Source organism: Dokdonia sp. Asnod1-B02 (assembly GCF_045063955.1).
Lineage (GTDB): Bacteria > Bacteroidota > Bacteroidia > Flavobacteriales > Flavobacteriaceae > Dokdonia.
In genome coordinates this window covers 2824505-2847577 of sequence record NZ_JBEFNW010000002.1, presented here as the reverse complement: position 1 = coordinate 2847577, position 23073 = coordinate 2824505, and the positions used below count along the sequence as shown (strand labels likewise).

The following is a 23073-nucleotide window of genomic DNA, read 5'->3' as shown; positions in this document are numbered from 1 at the left end:
AATAGCATTTTTTAAAACATCACTTACAATCAAATCTCTTCACTAGATACATTTCTCCCTTAGCAATTGGCTAGTTTCGGTCATGTAAGAGAAATGAAGCACGATATAGTTCAAATGTTGCATTTGGGGCATATAAGCACTTAATCGCAACATAAATGGCATGTACTGCTTTATGTCTTCTAGCCAGTGTGCTGATAAAGAGATTAAATTTGGGAGTGTTGAGAATAAAATTCTTGCATTTATAAATAGTTTAATTTTTACAGTAGCCGAATGAATAGAATACTTACTATATCAATTTTAGCAATATGTATTGCATTGCTCTCGAGTTGTGAAGAAAAGGCAATCTCTTATGAATTTGCATTTCAAAACCAGAAACTTCCACGAGAAGATCGTGTCAAAGATTTGATTAGTCAAATGACTTTGGAAGAGAAAGTTTCTCAAATGCGTTATGATGCTCCAGCTATCGAGAGATTAGGAGTACCTGAGTATAACTGGTGGAATGAATGCTTACACGGTGTGGCGAGAGCTGGACTAGCAACAGTATTTCCACAAGGAATTGGAATGGGTGCTACTTGGGATTCGGAATTAATTCACGAGATGGGTGTCGCTGTGTCTGATGAAGCTCGAGCAAAACACCATAAGTTTGTAAATGAAGGTAAAAGAGGTATTTATCAGGGTTTAACGTTCTGGACTCCTAACATTAATATATTTAGAGATCCTAGATGGGGGCGTGGGCAAGAAACATATGGAGAAGATCCTTATTTAACTAGTCGTATGGGTGTAAACTATATTACGGGACTACAAGGTGATGATCCAGATTACTTAAAGGTGGTTGCCACTGCAAAGCATTTTGCGGTACATAGTGGTCCAGAGAAATCTAGGCATGAGGATAATTATCATACTACAGATAAGGATTTATACGAAACTTATTTACCTGCCTTTGAGGCAGCAGTCAAAGAAGCAAATGTACACTCGGTCATGTGCGCGTATAATAGATATCGAGATGAAGCTTGTTGTGGTAGTAATCTATTACTTAATAGGATCTTGCGAGATGATTGGGGATTTAAAGGATATGTTGTTTCAGATTGTTGGGCAATCAATGATTTCTGGGAACCTGGAAAACATGGATTGGCAGAAACTCCGGCAGCCGCAGGAGCATTAGCAGTTGATAGAGGTACAGATTTAAATTGTGGAAGCGTTTATGATCCTTCTCTTACGGAAGCTGTTCTCAAAAAGCTGATAGATGAGTCCAAATTAGATATTGCGCTAACAAGACTGTTTTCTGCGCGTTTTAAATTAGGAATGTTTGATGATAATGTTAAGTGGGCAGATATTTCTTATGATGTGGTTGCAAGTGAAGAGCATTATGAATTGTCTAAAAAGGTTGCGAGAGAATCAATGGTGTTACTCAAAAATGAGAATAACCTCTTGCCATTGAATAAGGATATAAAATCTATTGCTGTTATAGGTCCTAATGCAAATTCAAAGCAAGCATTACTAGGGAATTATCACGGTACACCTGCAAACTATTATACACCGCTAAAATCTATACGAGAAAAACTTCCAAATGCTCAAGTACATTACGCTTTAGGAAGTGATGTTGCTGAAGGTTGGCCTATTCTTGATGTTATTCCAGCTTCTGCATTATCACATTCTGGTAAGCCTGGTTTAAAAGCAGAATATTTTGCTAATCGTTCATGGAAAGGTGAACCTGCATTTACTAGAGTAGATGAAAATGTAAATTTCATTTGGATGCCAGAAAAGCCAATTGATAGTTTAGGTACTGATACCTTCTCGGTACGTTGGTCTGGAGAGCTTACAGCCCCAGAGAGTGGTACCTATAGAATTGGAGTAAAAGCGAGTAGCGCTGCTAAATTATATGTAAATGATTCTTTACAGTTTGAGTTCATGGATGACCACGAGCCTAAGACTAAATATTTTGATGTAGCACTTGACGAAGGAGAAGTGAGTAAAGTACGCATTGACTATTATAATTACCATGCAGATCCGCAAGCTCATTTTGTATGGGCAAAAATGAATCAGGATTTAATTACTCCAGCCCTAGAGGCAGCAAGAAAGTCTGAAGTTGTTATTCTTTGTTTGGGTCTCTCACCAGATATTGAGGGAGAAGAGATGCCGGTATTACTAGAAGGATTCGATAAGGGTGACCGATCAGAAATTACACTCCCTAAAACTCAAATAGAACTTATGAAAAAAGTTCAAGCACTTGGTAAACCAACCGTTATCGTTTTGATGAATGGAAGTGCTCTTGCAGTTAATTGGGCAGCAGATAAAGTGCCCGCTATACTTGAAGCTTGGTATCCAGGTGAGTTTGGTGGTCAAGCAATAGCTGATGTGTTATTTGGAGATTATAATCCTGGAGGGAAATTACCTGTTACTTTTTATAAGAGTGTTAATGATCTGCCTGATTTTAAATCTTATGACATGGAAGGTAGAACCTATAAATATTTCAAAGGAGAACCACTTTTCCCTTTTGGTCATGGACTGAGCTACACAACTTTCAAATATGACAATCTTACTCTAAACGAACAAATAGGAGTAAAAGCACCACTCAAATTTTCGGTAGATGTTCATAATGCAGGAGATTTGAATGGAGATGAAGTTGTTCAGGTTTATGTAAAACACCAAGGAGTAGAGGGAATGAATCCTAATCGTAGTCTTGTTGCATTTAAGCGTATTTCATTAGCAGCGGGATCGTCTAAAACGGTTTCATTTGAGGTTGCTCCTGAGACCTATGCACGAATAAATGATGATGGCCAGAAAGTTTTTGAGCCACAAGATATAATTGTTGAGGTAGGTGGAAAGCAACCTGGATTTGAGGGAATAGCAGATGCGCCTACCACAGAGGTATTGGTGAAAAATATATCAATCAAATAGATTAAATATTGTAATACAATCATTCCGAGATAATAGGTTGTGAGTTAGCGCTTTAGTTACTAAGTTTAGAACGCTTTAGATGGAGTTTCAATAGATTTTGAAAAACTTTCCTTATCGTCGAACTTATCTTAAAGCCATAAAATCTATTACTTATCTCGGGATGATTTTTTTAATTATTATAGGTAGTTAAAGTGTAGTAAATATTGCTCTAAAGATATCTCTGGAGTCACTTTACTAAGTTGTCATTATTCCATGTTATAATCAATCTCATAAGATATCATAGTAGCGGTATTTGTCTCTAATGATTAATTAGGTATTGATAGGCCGAGCTGGTGGATAGACCATAACGGCCATTGGAATTGCTGGTTCTACTTCATCAAGGGTAAGTAGAGCCTTAGGCACTTAAATTATATTCATAATAGTAACTATTTGTTGTCTGTACTCCTTAGGAGTGATGATTCTTTGTTTTGGATTTTTAGATTGAAACATTGTCAAAGAATCCTATTTAAAAGGTGCAGGTTTATCACTATAAGGATAATAAGTTGTTGTGATTATGTATACAGTATTGCAATAGATACGTACTTTCTCTTGGAGTTAAAGTGTATATCTCGGTCGTAGTATGGATTTCTTAGTTCACATTTTTAATTACCACTCTTAGCAGTTACAAAGCATCTTGCTAAGTGATGTCATTTAATTTATAGATCGAATTTACAGTTCCAGTTAGATTCAAACATTAGCTCTATATGATTACCAAAAACTATGTTTTAAAAATTGCAATGTATTGCATTCTAATAAGTTTTGTAATAAGTTGTAAAAATGCACAAGCTGAAGAGCTTGTTGAGCAATCCTTGGTGGAAGTTTCTATCCAAAATCCTATTCTTCAAGGTTTTTATCCTGACCCTAGTATTTGCAAGGTTGGGTCTGATTATTATATGGTGAACTCTACGTTTGCTTATTTCCCTGGGATACCTATTTTTCATAGTAGAAATCTAGTAGATTGGGAACAAATCTCATATGCATTAGATCGTCCAGAACAGCTTAATCTTGATGGTTTGGGGGTTTCTAGAGGTATTTTTGCACCAGCAATTAGGCATCATAATGGCGTGTTTTATATTACATCTACCCTTATAGATAATGGAGAGAATTTTATAATCTCCACACGACATATTGAGGGCGGCTGGAGTAATCCCACCTTTATACCTGAAGTAAAAGGTATAGATCCATCATTATTTATAGATGAGGACGGTACTGCTTACATCTTGTATAATAGTGTTCCACCACTAGATGGTGAAGCCTATGGAGGGCATCGTACTTTGAGGATGTATGAGTTTGATTTAAATAAAGGAAGCGTGATAGGCGAGGAAAAGATTATTGTAGATAAAGGCTCAACTAATTCTGTAAATCCAATATGGATAGAAGGTCCTCATATTTTTAAAAAAGATGATTTCTATTACCTCATTGCGGCCGAAGGTGGCACGAGTGATAATCACTCCGAAGTAGTTTTTAGAAGTAATAATGTATGGGGTCCTTATGAAAGTAACCCTAGCAATCCCATACTTACACAACGAGACCTTGATCCAGACCGAATCAACCCAGTGACTTCAACGGGTCATTCAGACTTTATAACCGATGATAATGGACAATGGTGGAGTGTCTTTTTAGGATGTAGGCCTTATGAGGATAACCATTACAATACGGGGCGGGAAACATTCATGGCACCTGTTATCTGGGGAAATGGATGGCCAAAAGTCGATTTAGGGGGTTCCTTAGTAAAAGATACTTACCCAATATATGTTGGAAACGCACTTTCAGAAAATAAACGATTTAAAAAGCGAACTTACTTTTATGATGATTTCAAAAATGATTCGCTAAATCTGAAATGGTCGTTTTTGAGAACACCACGAACAAAGTGGTACGACTTAGGCACTTCTAGTGTTACAATAAAAACGAGACCAGAAAGTTGTGGTACGCCTACAAATCCTAGTTTCTTAGGGTATAGGCAAGAACATAAAAAAGGAATTGTTACCACGGCGCTTGATTTTACCCCTAGAAAAGAAAATGAGCATGCCGGTCTCATCATATTTCAAAATGAATCTCACTATTATTATGTAAGTAAGTCATTACGAGATGGAAATGAAGTAATCGTTTTAAATAAATCTGAAGGCGAGAAGATGAAGGTTCTCGCAACAAAAGAGATAGATGAAGCGGGGGTACTCTTTTTGAAAATTGAAGCCCAAGGCAGTACGTATGATTTTTATTATTCAAGTGATAATATAAACTGGAACCTTATTGCTCAGGGAGTCGATGCTACTTTCTTAAGTACTAAAACAGCAGGAGGCTTTGTTGGAGCATTTTATGGCTTATATACCACTTCCTTAGGGAGTGAAAGCACAAACTCGGCAACCTTTTCTTGGTTTGAAAATAGAAATCTAGATATGAATCCAATAATTTCTAAATAACCCTATCAAAATGATTAACATCAATTACTTAGTACGCTTCTTATGTGCATTTAGTAGCCTTTTTCTATTAAGCTGCCAGACCACTAGTAGTATGCTTGAAAGAGAAAATTATCAAGCAAAATATGAGCCCAAAGATGGTATATATCACGGTGCTGGCCAAGATCCTGATGGCTTTAATGACTATGTAAATGCCGTTGGAACTTTATATACGCCTAGCTTGTATATGACGTATGTTAATATCGCTAGCGATACAGAAACAATTGAAAAGTGGGGAGTAGATTTAAAAAAGACACTTGATTCCTTGCCTCACGGAATTATGCCGCAAATAGGACTGGCATTTACTGGAGGTAATGATACGGGAGCTGGTCTTGACAAAGCAGTCGCAGCTGGAGACTATGATGAGGAGCTTGAGGCATTTTATAGAGCATTACTTCCGTTAGATCGTCCTTCTTTTACCCGAATAGGGTACGAATTTGAGGGAGCTTGGAACGGTTATTCGCCAGAAAGTTATAAGGCTGTATTCATAAGAATTGCGACAGATTTTAAATCAAAAAACATTCATTCGGCAACGGTGTGGTGTTCTGGAGGAGGATCGGCAAATTTTATGGCAATGCCTAAACTTATGGAGTTTTACCCAGGAGATGAATATGTGGATTGGTGGGGTATCGATATTTTTAGCCCTGAAGAATTTACAAATGAGGGGTTAGAGGCTTTTTTCGCGAAAGCGAATACACATAAAAAACCCGTGATGATAGGAGAAAGTACTCCAAGAGAAGTAGGGGTGCTGGATGGAGAAAAATCATGGAACGATTGGTTTGCACCTTATTTCAAAATGGTGGAAAATCAACCTGGAATTAAAGCAATATGTTACATTAACTGGGACTGGGTATATTGGTCTGATAAAATAGGTTTTCAGTGGCACCACTGGGGCGATGCGAGAATAGAACAAAATGATGTTGTCTTAAGGAAATATCAAGATGCCATTAAAAACAAGCTGTTTATACATCAAAAAGATTTAAAATAGCACATATAGTATTCTTGAATTTGCGTGTAATTCTAGTCTCTTTCTACTTTAAGATTTTACTGTAAAATATTTATTTTGAATATGTTACATGGATGTATAAAAAATGAATATTCATTATTGTGATAGTGTTTCACTTATTCTATATTGATATTGTTACCTACAAATGATAGGGTCAGTTATACGCACTTTGTATATTCTTTTTACGCTTTCGCGAAAGCGTACTCCACATCAAGAGAAGTTTGATTCTATAAACTTATAATAGACATTAGTTTCTGCCTAAGTACAATCAAGACCTGGGTAAAATACGTTTGGTTGAAGAAGTTTTGAAGAATTGGTGTAAATCTATCTTGTAAATTTTATTTGATAGGAAGTACTTCTATTTCAAGTAAGATAATCTCAATGGAAATAATTTAAAAGAATTTGCAAAAGTTGCTGTTGAATAGATATTTCAGATAACGAATGGGAAACTAGTTTTTTTAGAGAGAGATTAATTTTAAATATACTGAATATAAGAGGGTTCTTTAAGAAATATGAAATTCTAACGCTGCAATAACCGCAATAAAAAAGGCTTTACATTTCTGTAAAGCCTTTATAATTATGTAGCGAGAGGGGGGCACGATCCCCCGACCTCCGAGTTATGAATCCGACGCTCTAACCAGCTGAGCTACCTCGCCATAATTTAAAATTGCCAATAAATAATAAAAGCAATTTTGTATGCTCGCATAAGCAATGTGCCTAAGCGGGTGCAAATATAAAATATATTTGTGGTTGTGCAAACCTCTTTCTTAAATAAAATCAATTTAATTACTTTGTTCTACAAATTACTTTCAATATATTGTCGTTCCATTAATACCTTTCTATGAGCGATAAAATAAAATATGAGATTGAGTTTGTTGTAAGAGCTTCTCCTTCTTTATTATACCAATATATAGCTACTCCATCAGGAATGAGTGAGTGGTTTGCAGATAATGTAAATTTAAGAGGTGACCACTATACTTTTATTTGGGACGGAAGTGAGGAAATAGCAAAACTTCTTACTAAAAAGAACGGTGACCGCATAAAATTCCAGTGGGAAGCAGACGAGGGAGAGGAGTATTATTTTGAATTACGCCTGCAAGTAGACGAAATCACAAAAGATGTATCTATCATGGTAACAGATTTTGCAGAGGAAGATGAGATTGATGAGGGTAAAATGTTTTGGGAAAACCAAATTTCAGAGTTGAAACAAGTAATAGGCTCTTCATAACTAAAGCCTAATTAATATCTTTGCACCGCCTCCCTAAGAGGCGGTTTTTTTATGGTAAATTACAACGGAACAATATTCTCACCAGAGGATGCGCAACTTAATCCATTTAATAGAGGTCTGCTTTATGGCGATGGACTTTTTGAAACAATTAAAGCAGTAAATGGGAAGCTCCTTTTCTGGGAAGACCACTACTTTAGACTTATGGCTTCTATGCGTATACTTCGCATGGAAATCCCAATGGAGTTTACACCAGAATTTCTTGAGGAAGAACTCTTAAAGACATTGACGGCGTCAGGTTTAATTGATCAAACAGCGCGTATACGTATCACAGTGTATAGATCTGGCGGTGGCACCTACTTGCCAGAGGAGCGCGGTGTGGGTTATTACGCTTTCGCGAAAGCGCACCCTAATCCTTTTTATCTTCTCAATGAAGAGCCTCATGAGGTTGAGTTGTATAAAGACCATTATATAAATGCAGATTTAATATCTACACTTAAAACAACTAATAAGATTGTACATGTTACAGGAAGTATTTATGCTCAAGATAACGGATATGATAATTGTCTGCTTGTCAATAATGAGAAAAATATAGCCGAAGCTTTGCAAGGTAATTTATTCCTTGTAAAAGGAACCCACATTAAAACGCCACCACTTTCTGATGGTTGCTTGCGTGGAGTTGTTAGAAAACAACTCATTAGTATTATAGGGTTGATGGATGACTATACTTTTGAAGAGGCTTCTATATCACCGTTTGAATTGCAAAAGGCAGATGAGCTCTTCATTACAAACACCATTATGGGAATACAGCCCATAACAAAATATAGAAAAAAGGAGTTTACAATAGAGACATCTAGGGAGTTACTTAAAAAGCTTAATGTAAAAGTACGTCTAGGTTAATTATATTGAGGATTTTCTGGAGCATTAGACCATAATGCATAATCACCGCCTATCTCAATAATTTTATCTCTCCACAGTGCTGTGTGGTTATCTTTGAGTAGCTCGTCATGTTGATCATTTTCAAGAATAACCCAACTGTTTTGAATAATCTCTTGGTTGAGCTGGTTACTCTCCCAGCCGCTATAGCCTAGAAAAAATTTAATTTTCTCACAGCATATCTCTTTATTCATGATTAGGTCTAGCGCTCTCTCAAAATTACCACCCCAGTAAATACCTGATGCTATCTCTAGGCTGCCTTCTATGAGGTCTGGAGCAGTGTGTATAAAATAGAGATTCTCTTGTTCTACAGGACCGCCATTATATATAGGCATCTCACATTCTTCTATACCTTCAATTAAATCTGATAGTGTGACATCCAGCGGTTTATTGAGAATAAACCCTACAGAGCCTTCATCATTATGATCTGCAAGAAGTATTACAGACCTAGTGAATGATGTATCACCTAGGATAGATGGTTCGGCTACTAATAAATGTCCCTTTGTAGGATATGCAATCATAATAGTGACGTTTATATATATAAAATTAGGTTTTTTTTATATCACAAAAAATATATTTCGAATATTTTTCACTAGTAAAAATTTAACTTAAGTAGCTGTAAATAAGAGGATTATTAATTTTATGGTTTAGCAGGCATGTAAAAAAACATAGATGTAAGGCAATAAATAGAGGATGAAGCGCTTATTTTTTAAGGAAAATACGGGAAACCTGAGATCTTTAGAATATCTTTCTGTTAGTAAAGTATGCATATGATTAAGTACTTTTACGAGACTAATACAATCCTATTGAAAGCACATTATAAAAAGCACATTTTAGAATTTAAGAGACCTAGTGGTACTTCTCGAGGGGTCTTGCGTACTAAAGAGACATGGTATATCATTATTCAAGATGCTGGTAAAACGGGCATAGGTGAGTGTGGTATTCTTAGAGGTCTTAGTTATGATGATGTGCCAGGCTATGAAGAAAAATTGCAATGGGTATGCGCTCACATTTCAAAAGGACCTCAGGCACTTTGGGACGAGCTAATGGAATATCCAAGTATACAGGCAGGTGTTGAGATGGCATTTTTATCGCTTGCATCTAGCGATCCCTTTGTTCTATTTCCATCTTCTTTTACAAAAGGAACATCTGCTATAGATATTAACGGACTTGTGTGGATGGGAGATGAGGATTTTATGAGAACCCAAGTAGCCGAAAAGCTTGAGCAAGGTTTTGATTGTATAAAAATGAAAATAGGTGCTATTGACTTTAAAGACGAAATGGCCATTCTTTCCTCTATAAGAAAGAATTACAATAAAGAGCAACTTACCTTGAGGGTAGATGCAAATGGTGGTTTTGCTTTCGCGAAAGCTAAAGAAGTCCTAGCCCAACTAGCCGAGCTAGATATTCACTCGATAGAACAACCTATTGCTACAAAACAGTGGAAAGAAATGGCCGACTTATGTACCAGTACACCTACACCCATAGCGCTAGATGAAGAACTCATAGGAGTAACAAATCTTGCGTCAAAACAAGAATTGCTCGATACCATAAAACCGCAATATATTATTTTAAAGCCTAGTTTTATAGGAGGTTTTAAAGGAAGTCAAGAGTGGATTGACGTAGCAGATTCATTAGGAATTGCATGGTGGGTTACCTCTGCATTAGAAAGTAATGTTGGTCTTAATGCTATCGCACAATGGACGCACAAAATAGGAGTAAAAGGACCTCAGGGACTGGGTACTGGAAGCCTTTTTATAAATAATATTCCTTCACCACTAGAAGTAGTGAATGGGACTTTGAGAACGGATAATAACAAGTATTGGGATTTTAAAATATAACATATGTATATAGAGCAGGCGTACAAGAGCTTACACGAGGGATGGAGATATATAATAGGTTTCTTAATCATATTTTTTGTAGGCTGGCAAATTTTAGGAGCAATTCCACTAATGGCAGGCTCGTGGATGAGAGCTGGTGATATAAATACTTTTCTAGAAGCAGGTGAAGAGAACTTCTTTCCGCTTTTTGAGGGAGAAAGCAATCTCTACTTAATACTTGCACTTTGTACCTTTTTAGGAGGGCTACTTGGACTCGTTGTTGTGGTAAAGTATATCCATAAACAGCGATTTACAAAGCTAGTAACCGCTAGAAAAAACATAGATTGGTCTCGTTTTTTCTTTGCCTTTGCTATTTGGGGTGTCTTTTCTGTAGTATCGACATTAGTGGCATACTATTTTGCTCCAGAAGATCTTGTGTGGAATTTTAATCTCATGCCTTTTCTTGGGCTTCTAGCCATCACATTAATTTTGTTACCCTTACAAACTTCTTTTGAAGAGTTTCTTTTTAGAGGATATTTAATGCAGGGAATAGGAGTCGCTGCGGGTAATAAGCTCGTGCCTCTTATTATTACTTCACTCATTTTTGGACTCATGCACGCGCTTAATCCAGAAATAGAAAAACTAGGATACAGTATTTTATCAGTGTATATAGGTCTAGGTTTCTTTCTTGGCATTATAACGCTTATGGATGATGGAATGGAGCTTGCACTAGGATTTCATGCAGCAAATAATATGTTTATTGCACTATTAGTGACATCAGATTGGAGTGCGTTACAAACTAATTCTATCTTTCGTGATGTTGCAGAGCCTTCGGCTATAGGCCAGATTGTTCCTATCTTCATAATACTGCCTATTCTCATGTTTATTTTTGCCAGAAAATATAAATGGTCTAACTGGAAAGAGAAACTCACAGGTAGTGTAAAGCCTCCTGTTACTGCTTAAATAGTTGAGCAGACTTACATTTTACATTTGCTTAATATTAATCTTACAAGGAACCCGTATATTTAAATGATATGACGGAGCTTGCTGAAAAATATACGCGCTTACACCCTAAATTTAAACTTAACGGTGCTTCATTTACCATTGCTTCATTAAAGGAGCAAGCGCATACCTTTATTAAAGAAGGAGAACCTTATGAGGAATCTGTTGGTGAGTTTATTATAGAGTGGCTAGATGCTAAGAAGTATGTGACGGTACATACCTCTGGATCTACGGGAACACCTAAGCTTATTAAGATAAACAAGGAACATATGATCAATAGTGCAAAAGCAACTGCAAAACATTTTAATGTTTTTGAAAAGACAACGGCATTGTTGTGTCTTCCTGCGCATTACATCGCTGGTAAAATGATGCTTGTAAGGGCGATGACATTGGGATGGCGTATAGATATGGCGCAACCAAAATCCAATCCGCTGGATGCTGTGTATAGAACATATGATTTTTGTGCAATGACGCCTTTTCAGCTTGATAATTCGTTATCGCGATTACACTTACTTTCAAAGCTCATTGTAGGAGGAGGAGCAATATCTCCAGCACTTTCATTAAGGCTGCAAGGACTAAAAACTAAGGTTTATGAAACCTATGGAATGACAGAAACCGTTACTCATATTGCAGCGAGAAGAGTAAATCCAAAAAAAAATAAAGAAGGAATTATCCCTTTTAAAGTACTGGATAAAGTAACAGTGGATACAGATAGCAGAGACTGCCTTGTTATAAAAGCTCCTAAAGTGAGCTCAGATCCGGTGATTACAAATGATCTTGTAAAGCTTATAACCTATAAAAAGTTTATCTGGCTAGGTCGTATTGATAATGTGATAAATAGTGGTGGAGTAAAATTGTTTCCAGAACAAATAGAAGCTAAATTGGCGCCATATATCCACGTTCCATACTTTGTAGCCGGATTTCCAGATGAACTGCTGGGCGAGCAATTAACGTTATTTGTAGAGCAAGAAGAACCTCTTTTTATAAAAGACTATATTACTGATGCATCAGCTTTTGGACCTTTTGAGCTACCTAAGCTGGCGGTTTCATTAACTTCCTTTCAGCGTACGGCGACAGGGAAAATACAGCGAGGCCAAACCTTAAAAGAATATTTAAATAGTTTATAGAGTTGAGGTTACGCTTTCGCGAAAGCGTAATAAATACATTATACTACTTCGCTCATTGGTACTAGGCTTTTGCTCATTCTAACTGGAAATGACATCGTATAGAGTATAGGTTTACAACTCATTTAAAATGTATGACCTATGAAATGTATCTTCACACTAGCCCTATTATTTATTGCATTCCAACTATCTGCCCAAAACGAAAGTGAGACCAAGTCTACCATTATAAAAGCAGAACATCTCATCACCTATGCTGCCGAAAACTTCCCAAGTGATGATGCCCAGCAACTTTATATCCTGGTAGAGACGGGAAAGGCAGGAATCTCTCCCGAAGATAAGTTTTACATAGAGCAAGGAATAAAGCTGCTCATTAAAAGGCTTGATGATAATGATATGATAGCGATAGGAACCTATGGAGCGATAAGTGCAAATATTCTTTCCTTTACAGAAGTAAGTAAAGCAGCAGTATTGCAAGAGGCGGTAGAAAGTTTATTTAAGGGTGACTTTATTGCGATGGCTTCCTCTGGAATTTCTATAGCTTATGATATGATGGAGGCACATTACGATGAGGAAAGAGTGAGTAGTGTGATTATGATAAGAGGTACGGGAATTGATCTTATTGAAGACGCGCAAGAGGTAATCGCCAGCCCTAGCGGTGTAAAAAGTCCGGCTAATACAACATCATTATACCAAGGAACAGAAGTTACTAGTCGTGATAAAAGAAAGCAAGAAAGAGAACAGCGCAAACAATCAAGAGCTGCAGATCATAAAAACCTAGGTGGCGCAATTGCTTTAACTGCACTAACCTTATTGCCAGAAATACTTGATGTAATTAAGGATTAATAATTTGGGCATCATTATTGAATATGAGTATTCACGAAATAATTATGCATATTTGCAAAAATAGAAAGTCTAGTTTATGAGATATTTTATAGTGATAGTAATGATGTTGTCCTTAGTGAGTGTAGAAGCTCAAAGTTATGGAGGTCAAAATGGAACAAACTATAGCGGAAGAGGTAGACGTTTAGTTCCATCTACACCTGGAGTAGCAGCATCTTATAATGAGAAGCCTGATGCAAATCTACTTAGCATAGAGAGGGCAGAAATGTATGAAGAACTTTTAGGGCTTGATGCATTTACTAAAGAGGTTTTAAAGAGCTACTTGAAGGACCATTATGCAAAACTTATAGAAATTCAGTTTGACGAAGAGTCTCCTCTAGAAGACCGTAAAAAGAGTGTAGAAACACAAAAAAAAGACTTCAAAGCATTACTTGATGATTTCCTTCCGGAAGAGCAAGTAGAAAGACTTATTATTGAAGAGGAAACAGGAAATGCAGAAAAGAAAGTAAAAAAGCAAAAGAAAGAGCGCAAGAAAAAGCGCAAAAATAAAGGCGACAAATAAAATAGTCATACATCAATTTATAATTAAGAAAAGAGTATTCAGATGAATACTCTTTTTTGTTTTTAGTATTTTTAAGGACTAGCAACTTAACTATGAAAACATTACTATTATTTTTAGTACTTCCGTTTACGTGTATGTACGGTCAGATTTTAACAGAACGAGATAGAGCAGACGTAATCGATGAGGTCTTGGCAGATAGATTTGATAATTTGTTACCTACTTTAATGGATCGTGCAGATATCGATATGTGGGTTGTGATTTCTAGAGAATATAATGAAGATCCCGTTATTAAAACAATGCTTCCATCTACGTGGCTCAATGCGAGAAGAAGAACCATATTAGTTTTTTATAGAAATAAAGAAAAAAACACGATTGAAAAGCTAGCAGTAGCTAGATACAACGTAGGGAAGAATATCATCTCTGCATGGGATAAAGAAAAACAACCAGATCAATGGGCACGTCTTTTAGAGATTATAGAGGAGCGAAATCCTGCAAAAATTGGTCTTAATTATTCTGATGATTTTGGTCTTGCAGATGGAATTGTAAAGACAGATTATGAGGCATTTATATCAAAACTATCATCTGCTCAACAAGCAAAAGTAGTCTCTGCACAGAATCTAGCTATAGGATGGCTAGAAACACGCACGGCACTTGAAATGAAATATTTTGAACAGCTAGTAGATGTGACGCATGATATTATTAAGGATGCCTTTAGCTATAAAGTGATTGTCCCAGGTGTTACAACTACAGATGATGTGGTGTGGTATTTACGCCAGCGAGTTACAGATATGGGATTAGAAACATGGTTTCACCCTACAGTTGATATCCAGCGTTCTGAAGAGAAATTAGAAAGTCATATTGTGTCATTTTCTAATAGACCAGAAGGCAAAGTAATCCAGAAGGGTGACTTGCTACATTGTGATTTTGGAATAACCTACTTACGTCTCAATACAGATTGCCAGCAACACGCATACGTTTTAAAGGATGACGAGAAAGAACTACCAGCATTCTTGAGTAAAGCATTTGCAGATGGTAACCGTGTGCAAGATGTGCTTGCGTCAAATTTTGAGACAGGTAAAACTGGAAATGAGATTCTTTTAAAATCACTAAAAGAAACTAAGGCAGAAGGCCTTGTTCCTTCTATCTATACGCACCCACTTGGACTATACGGTCATGCCGCTGGCCCTACGATTGGGATGTGGGATTCTCAAGGTGGTGTGCCAGGAACAGGAGACTACAAGCTTTATGAGAACACCGCATACGCTATCGAACTCAATACTACAGTAACCATTCCAGAGTGGAATAAGGACATTAGAATCATGCTTGAGGAAGCAGGATTTTGGGGTGAAGATGGCTTTAGATATGTTTCGGGAAGGCAGGAAGAAATACTTATAGTTAAGTAATACAAGTACGCTTTCGCGAAAAATTGAAACAAAATCCTAAGATTCCTTTCTAGGGTGATATTGCTCCATCACGCGAGCGAGATCACTGCGGTCTACATGCATATAGATTTCGGTAGTTGTGATGCTCTCGTGACCTAACATTTGCTGAATACTTCTCAAATCGGCGCCATTTTGTAAAAGGTGGGTAGCAAAGCTGTGACGAAACGTATGCGGACTAATACTTTTCTTAATTCCAGCTTTTACTGCGAGATCTTTTATGATCGTAAAAATCATGGCGCGTGTGAGCTGGCGACCTCTTCTATTTAAAAATAAAATATCTACATGCTCTGGCTTGACGTCTATATGCGTTCGTATTTCATTGCGGTAAATGTCGATATACTTTTGAGTATGCTCACTTATAGGGACAAAGCGCTGTTTGTCTCCCTTACCTATCACATTTATAAACCCTTCTTCAAAATATAGGTCAGAAAGCTTTAGGCTTATTAATTCTGTTACACGTAGACCGCAGGAATAAAGTGTCTCTAGCATGGCGCGATTACGTTCGCCCTGAGGCGTAGAAAGATTAATGGCGGAAATAAGAGCGTCTATTTCTTCTTCGGCGAGTGTGTCTGGTAGTTTTCTTCCTAGGCGAGGAGATTCAATAAGGTCTAGAGGATTGTCTTTTCTATAATCTTCAAATATCAGGTAATTAAAAAAACCTTTTAGCCCAGAGATGATACGCGCTTGTGATCTAGCTTGTACTTCCTTTGCTATGGTATATATAAAATCTTGAATGTCATCTTTAGATATAGTAATAGGGTCTGGGGCACTATCTAATTGCTCCAGATGACGCGTTAGTTTTTTTAAGTCGCGAGCATAGTTGTCTATAGTGTTCTCAGAGAGACCACGTTCTATACGTAAGTAACTTTTGTAGTTTGATATGCCTGTTTCCCATTTCACGAAAGTGAAAATACAATTATTAAAGGATTCTCAATTAACAAGAGTTTAGAAAGTGCCTAACACGCATTTAACACGATGATGAATAGCTTTGAATATCATTTAAAACAAACACAAACATGAAAAAAATAGTAGTAGTAGCAATCGCAGCCTTATTTGGGACTGTAGCAGTTCAAGCACAAGATGAGGTGTCTTTTGGAGCAAAAGGAGGAGTTAACTTTGCAACCGTAGGAGGAGACGATTTTGATGATCCAGATGCAAGAACAAGCTTCCATTTTGGAGGATTTGTAGAAGTGCCTATCACAGAGAAATTCTCAATACAACCAGAGGTTTATTATTCGGGGCAAGGATATGATATCCAGAGTGTTAATAACGGAGATGATGTCGAGTTTCAGCTAGATTATATTAATGTACCAGTACTAGCAAAGTATTATTTTGTAGATGGGTTTTATGGAGAAGTAGGGCCGCAAATAGGATTTAATGTAAATAGCGAGATTGATTCTAATCCTGATGGAGATTCTGGAGATATTGATTTTAATAACGACGCTATAAACACGGTAGACTTTGCTGTTGTAGGTGGTTTAGGATATAAACTTAACAATGGTTTATTCTTTAACGCACGTTATAATCTAGGACTTTCTGACGTTTTTAGTAGTGAAGATTTAGGAGGTTTTGACCTTGATGCTCGTAATAGAGTATTCATGATAGGAGCTGGATTTGCATTTTAAATCATAAGTAAAAAGAATTATCAAAAGCGCCTCAGTAGAGGCGCTTTTTTTACGCCTTGTAAATCTGTATTTTTATGCTTTCGCGAAAGCGTACTCAACAACTATAAACTATGAAATTACTTATAATAAATGGCCCTAATTTAAATATGCTAGGTAAGCGTGAACCAGAAATTTACGGGACCGAAACTTTTGAGGATTACTTTACAAAACTTCAATTTGCATATAAAGATACTGAGCTTAGCTATTTTCAAAGTAATATAGAAGGAGAGCTCATTTCAAAATTGCACGAAGCAAACGATACCTTTGACGGAGTGATTTTAAACGGAGCAGCTTATTCTCATACCTCTGTAGGACTAGGAGACGCTGTAGCATCTATAAGTACGCCTGTTATAGAAGTCCATATTTCAAATACATTTGCGAGAGAAGAGTTTAGACATCATTCATACCTCTCTAAATATGTAAAAGGTGTAATAGTAGGCTTTGGTCTTAATAGCTATAATCTTGCTATTGAGAATTTCTTGATGAAGGATTGAAAGATATTTTAAGGCTATTCATTAAGGAGTTATTCTTGTAGCATACCTTTTAAGTAAGATAATTTACCATCTACATTAGTCGGCACAGCTAGCCCTAGAATTTTACATATCATAGGGTATACGTGAATGTTTTTTACAGAAGGTAAACTTCCTCCCACGTTTATTGCTGGACCTTTTGCATAAAGAATGCCGTGCATATCTTTTAAAGCAGGAGTATACCCATGCACACCAAATACTTCTTGGTTTCCAGCTTTTCTTCTTTCGATACTCTTACTTGAGCTAAAGTAATACCCATCGTCAGGAATTACTTGTATGGGTCCCCAGTTTTTATTCTTTGGGACATATTCAAAATGTGGTGTGTCTTTGGTTTTATAAACCGTGAATTTGTTTTCTAGTTTCTTTAATCGGTTGAAGATGTTATCAGTTTCCTCATTATTATGAGGGTGTATATTGAGAATGACACCATTGTCAACCATGTTGTAAAGAGCATCATTGATTAGTGGCTCCGTACTAATGAGTTTTTCAATAGATTGCTCTGCCATACCATGGTCTGAGACAATGACAATATTAACTGGTAATCCCGTGTTATCAACGCGACTAAATAAATCTCCTAGTGTACTATCTAGTTTAAATAGCGCTTCTCTAAGTTTTTCTTTATTGTTGGGACCGTAACGATGTCCAGTATCATCCATATCAGAGAAGTATAAAGTGATAAGATGTGGTCTTGTTTCTTCGGGCATTTCTAACCACTTTATTGCTTGATCTACGCGTTCTTGATTGGTTACTTTTCCATCGTAATTATAATAGTAAGTAGGGTGTACACCTTGTATATCTGCTTCTGTGCCAACAAAAAAGTAACTAGCTGTTACCATACCTTCACTATTTGCATTTACCCATAATGGAGTTCCTTTATAAAAAGACCCATCTACCACGGTCTCTCGATTACCTATGCTGTACGTTTTTTTCTTATCATAATCATAGTATGAGTTTGCAAGCAGCCCGTGGTTATCAGGATACATTCCTGTTGCGATCGTGTAATGATTAGGGAATGTTTTTGTGGGAAAAGATGGTATTAGAGAAGCGGCTTGAGATCCTTCTTCTATAAATGAACTTAGATAAGGAGGGTTATAAGTATTTACATAATCATGTCTAAAACCATCTAAGGATATTAACATAACATATGGTTTCTTTAAGGACTCCGCAGTATTTACCGTAGTAAGTGGTGAAAAGTTACTCACATTTGAAGTGGATCCACATGATGCCAGCGATAAGAAAATTACTAAAAGGAATAATGACTTTGAGAGAGCGGAATGTTTCATAATACAACTGTTAAGTGCCGGTAGTAAAGCTAACTATTTTGAGAGGTTATAAAACAGAAAATCCTGCCAAAGGCAGGATTTTCTAAAAACTTTATATGTATAAAGTGTAGCTTTTATAAGTGAATTACTTCTCCATAAGCATCTGCTACTGCTTCCATTACAGCCTCACTCATTGTAGGGTGTGGGTGAATGGTTTTTAAAACTTCATGACCTGTAGTTTCAAGTTTACGTCCTAAGACAGCTTCTGCTATCATATCTGTAACTCCTGCACCTATCATGTGACATCCTAGCCACTCACCGTATTTTGCATCAAAGATTACTTTTACAAAACCGTCTTTTGCTCCAGAAGCACTTGCTTTACCAGAAGCAGAAAAAGGGAATTTACCCACTTTTAATTCGTATCCAGCTTCTTTTGCTTGCTTTTCTGTCATTCCTACAGACGCAATCTCAGGAGTTGCATATGTACATCCTGGTATGTTGCCGTAGTCTATTTTTTCTACGTTCATACCTGCAATTTTCTCTACACAAGTAATTCCTTCTGCAGATGCTACGTGAGCAAGAGCAGGACCAGGAGTTACATCACCTATTGCATAGTAACCTGGCATGTTAGTTTGGTAAAAATCGTTAACGATAATTTTATCCTTATCTGTTACGATACCTACATCCTCTAAGCCTATGTTTTCAATATTAGTTTTGATTCCTACAGCACTTAATACGATATCAGCCTCAAGGATTTCTTCTCCTTTTTTAGTCTTTACCGTAGCTTTTACACCAGTCTTTGTTTTTTCAACCTTCTCTACAGAAGAGTTTGTCATCACTTTAATTCCAGCTTTCTTCATAGAACGCTCAAATTGTTTTGATACATCTTCATCCTCTACAGGAACAACGTTTGGTAAGTACTCTACAATAGTTACATCTGTACCCATTGTGTTATAAAAACTAGCAAACTCAACACCTATTGCTCCAGATCCTACTACAATCATAGATTTAGGTTGCTTCTCAAGTGTCATCGCTTTACGGTAACCTATTACCGTCTCACCATCTTGCTTAAGATTAGGTAACTCACGTGAGCGAGCTCCCGTTGCAATGATAATATGGTTTGCGCTATATTCTTTACCGTCTACATCTACCTTTTTACCAGGCTTGATTTTTCCGTAACCGTTTATAACGTCTATTTTATTTTTCTTCATTAAGAATTGAACACCTTTGCTCATTCCCTCAGCAACACCACGGCTACGTTTAACAACTGCAGTAAAGTCTTTTTCTACTCCTGATGCTTTAAGACCGTAGTCTTCTGCGTGATTTAAGTATTCAAATACTTGAGCACTTTTAAGAAGGGCTTTTGTAGGGATACAACCCCAGTTCAGACAAACACCTCCTAGGCTTTCTTTTTCAATAACCGCTGTTTTTAAGCCTAACTGGCTTGCGCGTATTGCTGTTACATATCCGCCTGGACCACTTCCTAAAACGATTACATCATATTTGCTCATATCTAGATTTTTTTAAGTCTAATTATTGTAGTTCAAAAATACGGATTATCCCGTCATATATAAAACAGAAAAACCGAAGTGTTTGCTTCGGTTTTTAATGTTGTTTTTACGCTTTCGCGAAAGCGTTATTTTCAAATATTTTATTTTTCAAAGTCTATACTGAGCGAATTCACACAGTATCGTTGTCCGCTTGCAGTAGGGCCGTCATCAAAGACGTGTCCCAAGTGGGAACCACAATTAGAACATAGAATTTCTGTTCTTATCATCCCTAACGTTTTGTCACGTACATACGCTACAGTTCCCGGTATGGACTCGTCAAAACTAGGCCATCCACAACCACTGTCAAATTTTGATGCGCTTTCAAAAAGCTTTTGATCACAAGCACCACAATGATAAGCGCCTTCTTCATTGTGTAGATTATAAGTTCCAGTAAATGGGCGTTCTGTTCCTTTTTCTCTCAGTATGCGATAACGTTCTGGGCCCAGCTCCTCGAGCCACTCTGCCTCTGTTTTTTCTATTGGGTAGCTCATATTATTTTGATTCAGGCACAAATACGAGTGCGTCTCCATTAATACAATGTCTCTTTCCAGTAGTTTCTTTAGGTCCATCGTTAAAAACGTGTCCTAGATGTCCACCACAAGTAGCACAATGCTCTTCGGTTCTTGTATAACCAAGTTTACGATCAGAGCTATACGCTATATTTCCTTCTATACCTTTGTCAAAACTAGGCCAGCCAGTACCACTGTCAAATTTATCTTTTGTTTTAAATAGCGGTGTGTCACAAGCAGCACAGTGAAAAGTTCCTGCTTCTTTCACATTATTGAGCGGGCTAGAATTCGGTCGCTCTGTACCTTCTAAGCGCAATACATAATACTGCTCTTCTGTGAGTTGTGCTTTCCACTCGGCATCTGTTTTTGTAATCTCAAAACTTTCTTTTTTACTCTCCTGAGCAGACCCCTTGCAACTTGTAAAAATGCTTAACAAAGCAAATACTCCAATTATTCTTCTCATAACTATTTTCTTTTTAAGTAAAGTTAATTCATTAGTTCACACTTGGTCGTTAAAGCATTGTGAAAATGACGTGAGGTTGTATAAAATGATACTAATCATAAGGCGCTATTATTAATGATTAATTAGGTAATGTTACTTAATCATTAATAATTTGTGAAATTAATTGTAGTAATTGTCTATAAATCCTGCGAAAACATGCTTAGTTATTTGTGATTTAACCTATATTTAATAGCTCATAAAGCATCGTACTCTTAATAACGGTTACATTTAAGATGTTATCTAATTACCTGAAACTATGAATATTCTTCACGTAAGTGCCGAGTGTTATCCTGTTGCAAAAGTGGGTGGACTGGCAGATGTGGTAGGAGCTCTTCCTAAATATCAAAATCGCATAGGTCATACTGCTGCGGTTATTATGCCGTACTATAAAACAAGCTGGGTCGAACATGCAAATGGCACCATTGTTTTTTGTCATGACTTAGTGATTGAAGGTAAGACGTATTTCAGCGAAGTAATTGATGTAGATAATGAGCTTGGTTTTCCATTATTTGTGGTAAGAATTACAGAACTCACAGATAGAAAAAATGTATACGGGTATGAGGACGATTCTTTGCGCTTTGTTGCCTTTCAGCGAGTAGTGCTGCAGTGGGTGCTGAGTTTAAAGAGAAAGTTAGACATCATACATTGTCATGATCACCATACTGGTTTTATACCCTTTATGATGCAGCATTGCCCAGAGTTTGATAGTCTTATAAAGGTGCCTACATTACTTTCAATTCATAATGCGCAGTACCAAGGTAATTTTCCTCACGATATGGTAGGGATGTTACCACGCTTTCGCGAAAGCGATCTAGGACTCCTAGATTGGTACGGTGATATAAATCCACTTGCTGCTGCTATTAAATGTGCATGGCGAGTGAATACAGTTTCTCCATCATATATGGTGGAATTACAAGAAAAAGCAAATGGATTAGAAGGCTTGCTTAGAGAAGAGAAATTAAAGTGCGTGGGAATTCTAAACGGTATTGATGCCGAAACATGGAATCCTGCCACCGACGATTATCTTATTAAAAATTATACAATAAGGACAAGAGCTAAAGGCCGTGAGGCTAATAAAAAGGCTATTTGTGATGAGTTTGGACTAGACGCCTCAAAACCACTCTTTGGGTTTATAGGTAGACTTGTTTGGGAAAAAGGAGCAGATTTACTGCCTGAGATTATCGATACTGCGTTAAAGCAACACGATATTAATATCATTTTACTAGGAAGCGGCTCGCCAGAAGTAGAACGCCAGCTAGAGGAACTTAAAACCACTTATAAAGGAAGATATAATGCTCATATAGGTTATGAAGAAAGGATGTCACACCAAGTATATGCTGGAGCAGATTTTCTTTTAATGCCTAGTAGGGTGGAGCCTTGTGGTTTAAATCAGTTGTATAGCTTGAGATATGGTTGTATGCCTATTGTACGCCGTACGGGAGGTTTAAAAGATACAGTAGTAGACATAGGTGATGGCGGTAATGGTATTTGTCATGATCAAACTTCTGTATGGGATGTTGTATACAGTATAGAACGAGCTTCTCTTTTTTATAAGGATAAGAAAGCCTTTAGTGCAAATCAAAAACAAATGATGGAGATAGACCACAGCTGGGAAAATGCAGCTGGAACTTACGCCTCGTTATATGAAGAAATGATACCAAAAAAAGTAACTATCAAAAAATAAAAATTCCAAACTCTAAAAGCAA

20 protein-coding genes and 1 tRNA gene are annotated in these 23073 nt (G+C 36.9%); 14 read left to right on the top strand and 7 right to left on the bottom strand.

Annotation, left to right across the window (positions count from 1 at the left end):
- Positions 1 to 270: 270 nt before the first annotated feature.
- The 3 genes from ACJJVU_RS12840 (at position 271) to ACJJVU_RS12830 (ending at position 6381) form a co-directional block, all read left to right on the top strand.
- Entirely contained in the window at positions 271 to 2898 is a 2628-nt protein-coding gene (locus ACJJVU_RS12840) for a glycoside hydrolase family 3 C-terminal domain-containing protein (RefSeq protein WP_405226138.1), read from the top strand.
- Positions 2899 to 3641: 743 nt separating this feature from the next.
- On the top strand, positions 3642 to 5357 hold the full coding sequence (locus ACJJVU_RS12835; protein ID WP_405226135.1) for a glycoside hydrolase family 43 protein: 1716 nt from the start codon (positions 3642 to 3644) through the stop codon (positions 5355 to 5357).
- Positions 5358 to 5367: 10 nt separating this feature from the next.
- A complete protein-coding gene (locus ACJJVU_RS12830) occupies positions 5368 to 6381 on the top strand; it encodes a glycosyl hydrolase (RefSeq protein WP_405226133.1) in 1014 nt (337 codons plus the stop codon).
- A 600-nt stretch (positions 6382 to 6981) separates the two neighbouring features.
- On the opposite strand, the gene ACJJVU_RS12825 is transcribed toward ACJJVU_RS12830, so the two are convergent.
- A tRNA-Met gene (locus ACJJVU_RS12825) sits at positions 6982 to 7055 on the bottom strand.
- Positions 7056 to 7240: 185 nt separating this feature from the next.
- Between ACJJVU_RS12825 and ACJJVU_RS12820 the strand changes: the two genes are divergently transcribed.
- Together ACJJVU_RS12820 and ACJJVU_RS12815 are read left to right on the top strand one after the other, a co-directional pair.
- Positions 7241 to 7627 carry an START-like domain-containing protein gene (locus ACJJVU_RS12820; protein WP_298326040.1) on the top strand — a complete coding sequence of 129 codons (387 nt, stop codon included), beginning with the start codon at positions 7241 to 7243 and terminating at the stop codon, positions 7625 to 7627.
- Between the two features lie 51 nt (positions 7628 to 7678).
- Positions 7679 to 8524 (top strand): aminotransferase class IV, encoded by an 846-nt coding sequence (locus ACJJVU_RS12815; RefSeq protein WP_405226129.1) that lies wholly within the window; start codon positions 7679 to 7681, stop codon positions 8522 to 8524.
- Here the strand turns inward: ACJJVU_RS12815 and ACJJVU_RS12810 are convergent.
- Complete coding sequence (locus tag ACJJVU_RS12810; RefSeq protein WP_108878253.1) at positions 8521 to 9081, bottom strand: YqgE/AlgH family protein; 561 nt, start codon at positions 9079 to 9081, stop codon at positions 8521 to 8523. The two genes, ACJJVU_RS12815 and ACJJVU_RS12810, sit on opposite strands and share 4 nt — an antisense overlap.
- 285 nt (positions 9082 to 9366) lie before the next feature.
- Between ACJJVU_RS12810 and ACJJVU_RS12805 the strand changes: the two genes are divergently transcribed.
- The 6 genes from ACJJVU_RS12805 to ACJJVU_RS12780 all read left to right on the top strand — a co-directional run bounded on the left by ACJJVU_RS12805 (position 9367) and on the right by ACJJVU_RS12780 (position 15311).
- Positions 9367 to 10401 carry an o-succinylbenzoate synthase gene (locus tag ACJJVU_RS12805; RefSeq protein ID WP_405227524.1) on the top strand — a complete coding sequence of 345 codons (1035 nt, stop codon included), beginning with the start codon at positions 9367 to 9369 and terminating at the stop codon, positions 10399 to 10401.
- 3 nt (positions 10402 to 10404) lie between these two features.
- Entirely contained in the window at positions 10405 to 11343 is a 939-nt protein-coding gene (locus ACJJVU_RS12800) for a CPBP family intramembrane glutamic endopeptidase (protein WP_405226126.1), read from the top strand.
- A 71-nt stretch (positions 11344 to 11414) separates the two neighbouring features.
- Positions 11415 to 12509, top strand: coding sequence for an AMP-binding protein (locus tag ACJJVU_RS12795; RefSeq protein WP_405226123.1), 1095 nt, complete (start codon positions 11415 to 11417; stop codon positions 12507 to 12509).
- A 138-nt stretch (positions 12510 to 12647) separates the two neighbouring features.
- On the top strand, positions 12648 to 13349 hold the full coding sequence (locus tag ACJJVU_RS12790; RefSeq protein WP_405226120.1) for a hypothetical protein: 702 nt from the start codon (positions 12648 to 12650) through the stop codon (positions 13347 to 13349).
- Between the two features lie 76 nt (positions 13350 to 13425).
- Entirely contained in the window at positions 13426 to 13908 is a 483-nt protein-coding gene (locus ACJJVU_RS12785; protein ID WP_405226117.1) for a hypothetical protein, read from the top strand.
- 92 nt (positions 13909 to 14000) lie between these two features.
- The gene (locus tag ACJJVU_RS12780; RefSeq protein ID WP_405226114.1) at positions 14001 to 15311 is read left to right on the top strand and encodes a M24 family metallopeptidase; all 1311 of its coding nucleotides are present in this window, start codon (positions 14001 to 14003) and stop codon (positions 15309 to 15311) included.
- Positions 15312 to 15347: 36 nt separating this feature from the next.
- On the opposite strand, the gene xerD is transcribed toward ACJJVU_RS12780, so the two are convergent.
- The gene (xerD, locus tag ACJJVU_RS12775; RefSeq protein ID WP_405226111.1) at positions 15348 to 16250 is read right to left on the bottom strand and encodes a site-specific tyrosine recombinase XerD; all 903 of its coding nucleotides are present in this window, start codon (positions 16248 to 16250) and stop codon (positions 15348 to 15350) included.
- Between the two features lie 116 nt (positions 16251 to 16366).
- Between xerD and ACJJVU_RS12770 the strand changes: the two genes are divergently transcribed.
- Positions 16367 to 16975, top strand: a complete 609-nt coding sequence (locus ACJJVU_RS12770) for a porin family protein (RefSeq protein WP_298326011.1) — start codon at positions 16367 to 16369, stop codon at positions 16973 to 16975.
- 110 nt (positions 16976 to 17085) lie between these two features.
- Entirely contained in the window at positions 17086 to 17508 is a 423-nt protein-coding gene (gene aroQ / locus ACJJVU_RS12765; protein WP_298326009.1) for a type II 3-dehydroquinate dehydratase, read from the top strand.
- 29 nt (positions 17509 to 17537) lie between these two features.
- Here the strand turns inward: aroQ and ACJJVU_RS12760 are convergent, their stop codons facing one another.
- From ACJJVU_RS12760 to msrB (ACJJVU_RS12745), 4 genes are all read right to left on the bottom strand, one after another.
- On the bottom strand, positions 17538 to 18827 hold the full coding sequence (locus ACJJVU_RS12760; protein ID WP_405226106.1) for an ectonucleotide pyrophosphatase/phosphodiesterase: 1290 nt from the start codon (positions 18825 to 18827) through the stop codon (positions 17538 to 17540).
- Between the two features lie 113 nt (positions 18828 to 18940).
- A complete protein-coding gene (gene lpdA / locus ACJJVU_RS12755; RefSeq protein ID WP_405226103.1) occupies positions 18941 to 20317 on the bottom strand; it encodes a dihydrolipoyl dehydrogenase in 1377 nt (458 codons plus the stop codon).
- A gap of 140 nt (positions 20318 to 20457) precedes the next feature.
- The gene (gene msrB, locus ACJJVU_RS12750; RefSeq protein WP_405226100.1) at positions 20458 to 20847 is read right to left on the bottom strand and encodes a peptide-methionine (R)-S-oxide reductase MsrB; all 390 of its coding nucleotides are present in this window, start codon (positions 20845 to 20847) and stop codon (positions 20458 to 20460) included.
- Position 20848: 1 nt separating this feature from the next.
- Positions 20849 to 21328, bottom strand: a complete 480-nt coding sequence (gene msrB, locus ACJJVU_RS12745; RefSeq protein WP_298325994.1) for a peptide-methionine (R)-S-oxide reductase MsrB — start codon at positions 21326 to 21328, stop codon at positions 20849 to 20851.
- Positions 21329 to 21623: 295 nt separating this feature from the next.
- Here msrB (ACJJVU_RS12745) and ACJJVU_RS12740 point away from each other — a divergent pair, with 295 nt between their 5' ends.
- Entirely contained in the window at positions 21624 to 23051 is a 1428-nt protein-coding gene (locus tag ACJJVU_RS12740) for a glycogen synthase (protein ID WP_405226097.1), read from the top strand.
- The last annotated feature ends 22 nt before the right edge of the window (positions 23052 to 23073 follow it).

Coding starts and splice junctions, on each gene's coding strand:
- ACJJVU_RS12785 (WP_405226117.1), top strand. CDS start 13,426: ATGAGATATTTTATAGTGATAGTAATGATGTTGTCCTTAGTGAGTGTA.
- ACJJVU_RS12760 (WP_405226106.1), bottom strand. CDS start 18,827: ATGAAACATTCCGCTCTCTCAAAGTCATTATTCCTTTTAGTAATTTTC.
- ACJJVU_RS12830 (WP_405226133.1), top strand. CDS start 5,368: ATGATTAACATCAATTACTTAGTACGCTTCTTATGTGCATTTAGTAGC.
- ACJJVU_RS12835 (WP_405226135.1), top strand. CDS start 3,642: ATGATTACCAAAAACTATGTTTTAAAAATTGCAATGTATTGCATTCTA.
- ACJJVU_RS12820 (WP_298326040.1), top strand. CDS start 7,241: ATGAGCGATAAAATAAAATATGAGATTGAGTTTGTTGTAAGAGCTTCT.
- ACJJVU_RS12780 (WP_405226114.1), top strand. CDS start 14,001: ATGAAAACATTACTATTATTTTTAGTACTTCCGTTTACGTGTATGTAC.
- ACJJVU_RS12840 (WP_405226138.1), top strand. CDS start 271: ATGAATAGAATACTTACTATATCAATTTTAGCAATATGTATTGCATTG.
- msrB (WP_298325994.1), bottom strand. CDS start 21,328: ATGAGAAGAATAATTGGAGTATTTGCTTTGTTAAGCATTTTTACAAGT.
- ACJJVU_RS12795 (WP_405226123.1), top strand. CDS start 11,415: ATGACGGAGCTTGCTGAAAAATATACGCGCTTACACCCTAAATTTAAA.
- ACJJVU_RS12770 (WP_298326011.1), top strand. CDS start 16,367: ATGAAAAAAATAGTAGTAGTAGCAATCGCAGCCTTATTTGGGACTGTA.
- msrB (WP_405226100.1), bottom strand. CDS start 20,847: ATGAGCTACCCAATAGAAAAAACAGAGGCAGAGTGGCTCGAGGAGCTG.
- lpdA (WP_405226103.1), bottom strand. CDS start 20,317: ATGAGCAAATATGATGTAATCGTTTTAGGAAGTGGTCCAGGCGGATAT.
- ACJJVU_RS12740 (WP_405226097.1), top strand. CDS start 21,624: ATGAATATTCTTCACGTAAGTGCCGAGTGTTATCCTGTTGCAAAAGTG.
- ACJJVU_RS12815 (WP_405226129.1), top strand. CDS start 7,679: ATGGTAAATTACAACGGAACAATATTCTCACCAGAGGATGCGCAACTT.
- ACJJVU_RS12790 (WP_405226120.1), top strand. CDS start 12,648: ATGAAATGTATCTTCACACTAGCCCTATTATTTATTGCATTCCAACTA.
- ACJJVU_RS12810 (WP_108878253.1), bottom strand. CDS start 9,081: ATGATTGCATATCCTACAAAGGGACATTTATTAGTAGCCGAACCATCT.
- aroQ (WP_298326009.1), top strand. CDS start 17,086: ATGAAATTACTTATAATAAATGGCCCTAATTTAAATATGCTAGGTAAG.
- ACJJVU_RS12800 (WP_405226126.1), top strand. CDS start 10,405: ATGTATATAGAGCAGGCGTACAAGAGCTTACACGAGGGATGGAGATAT.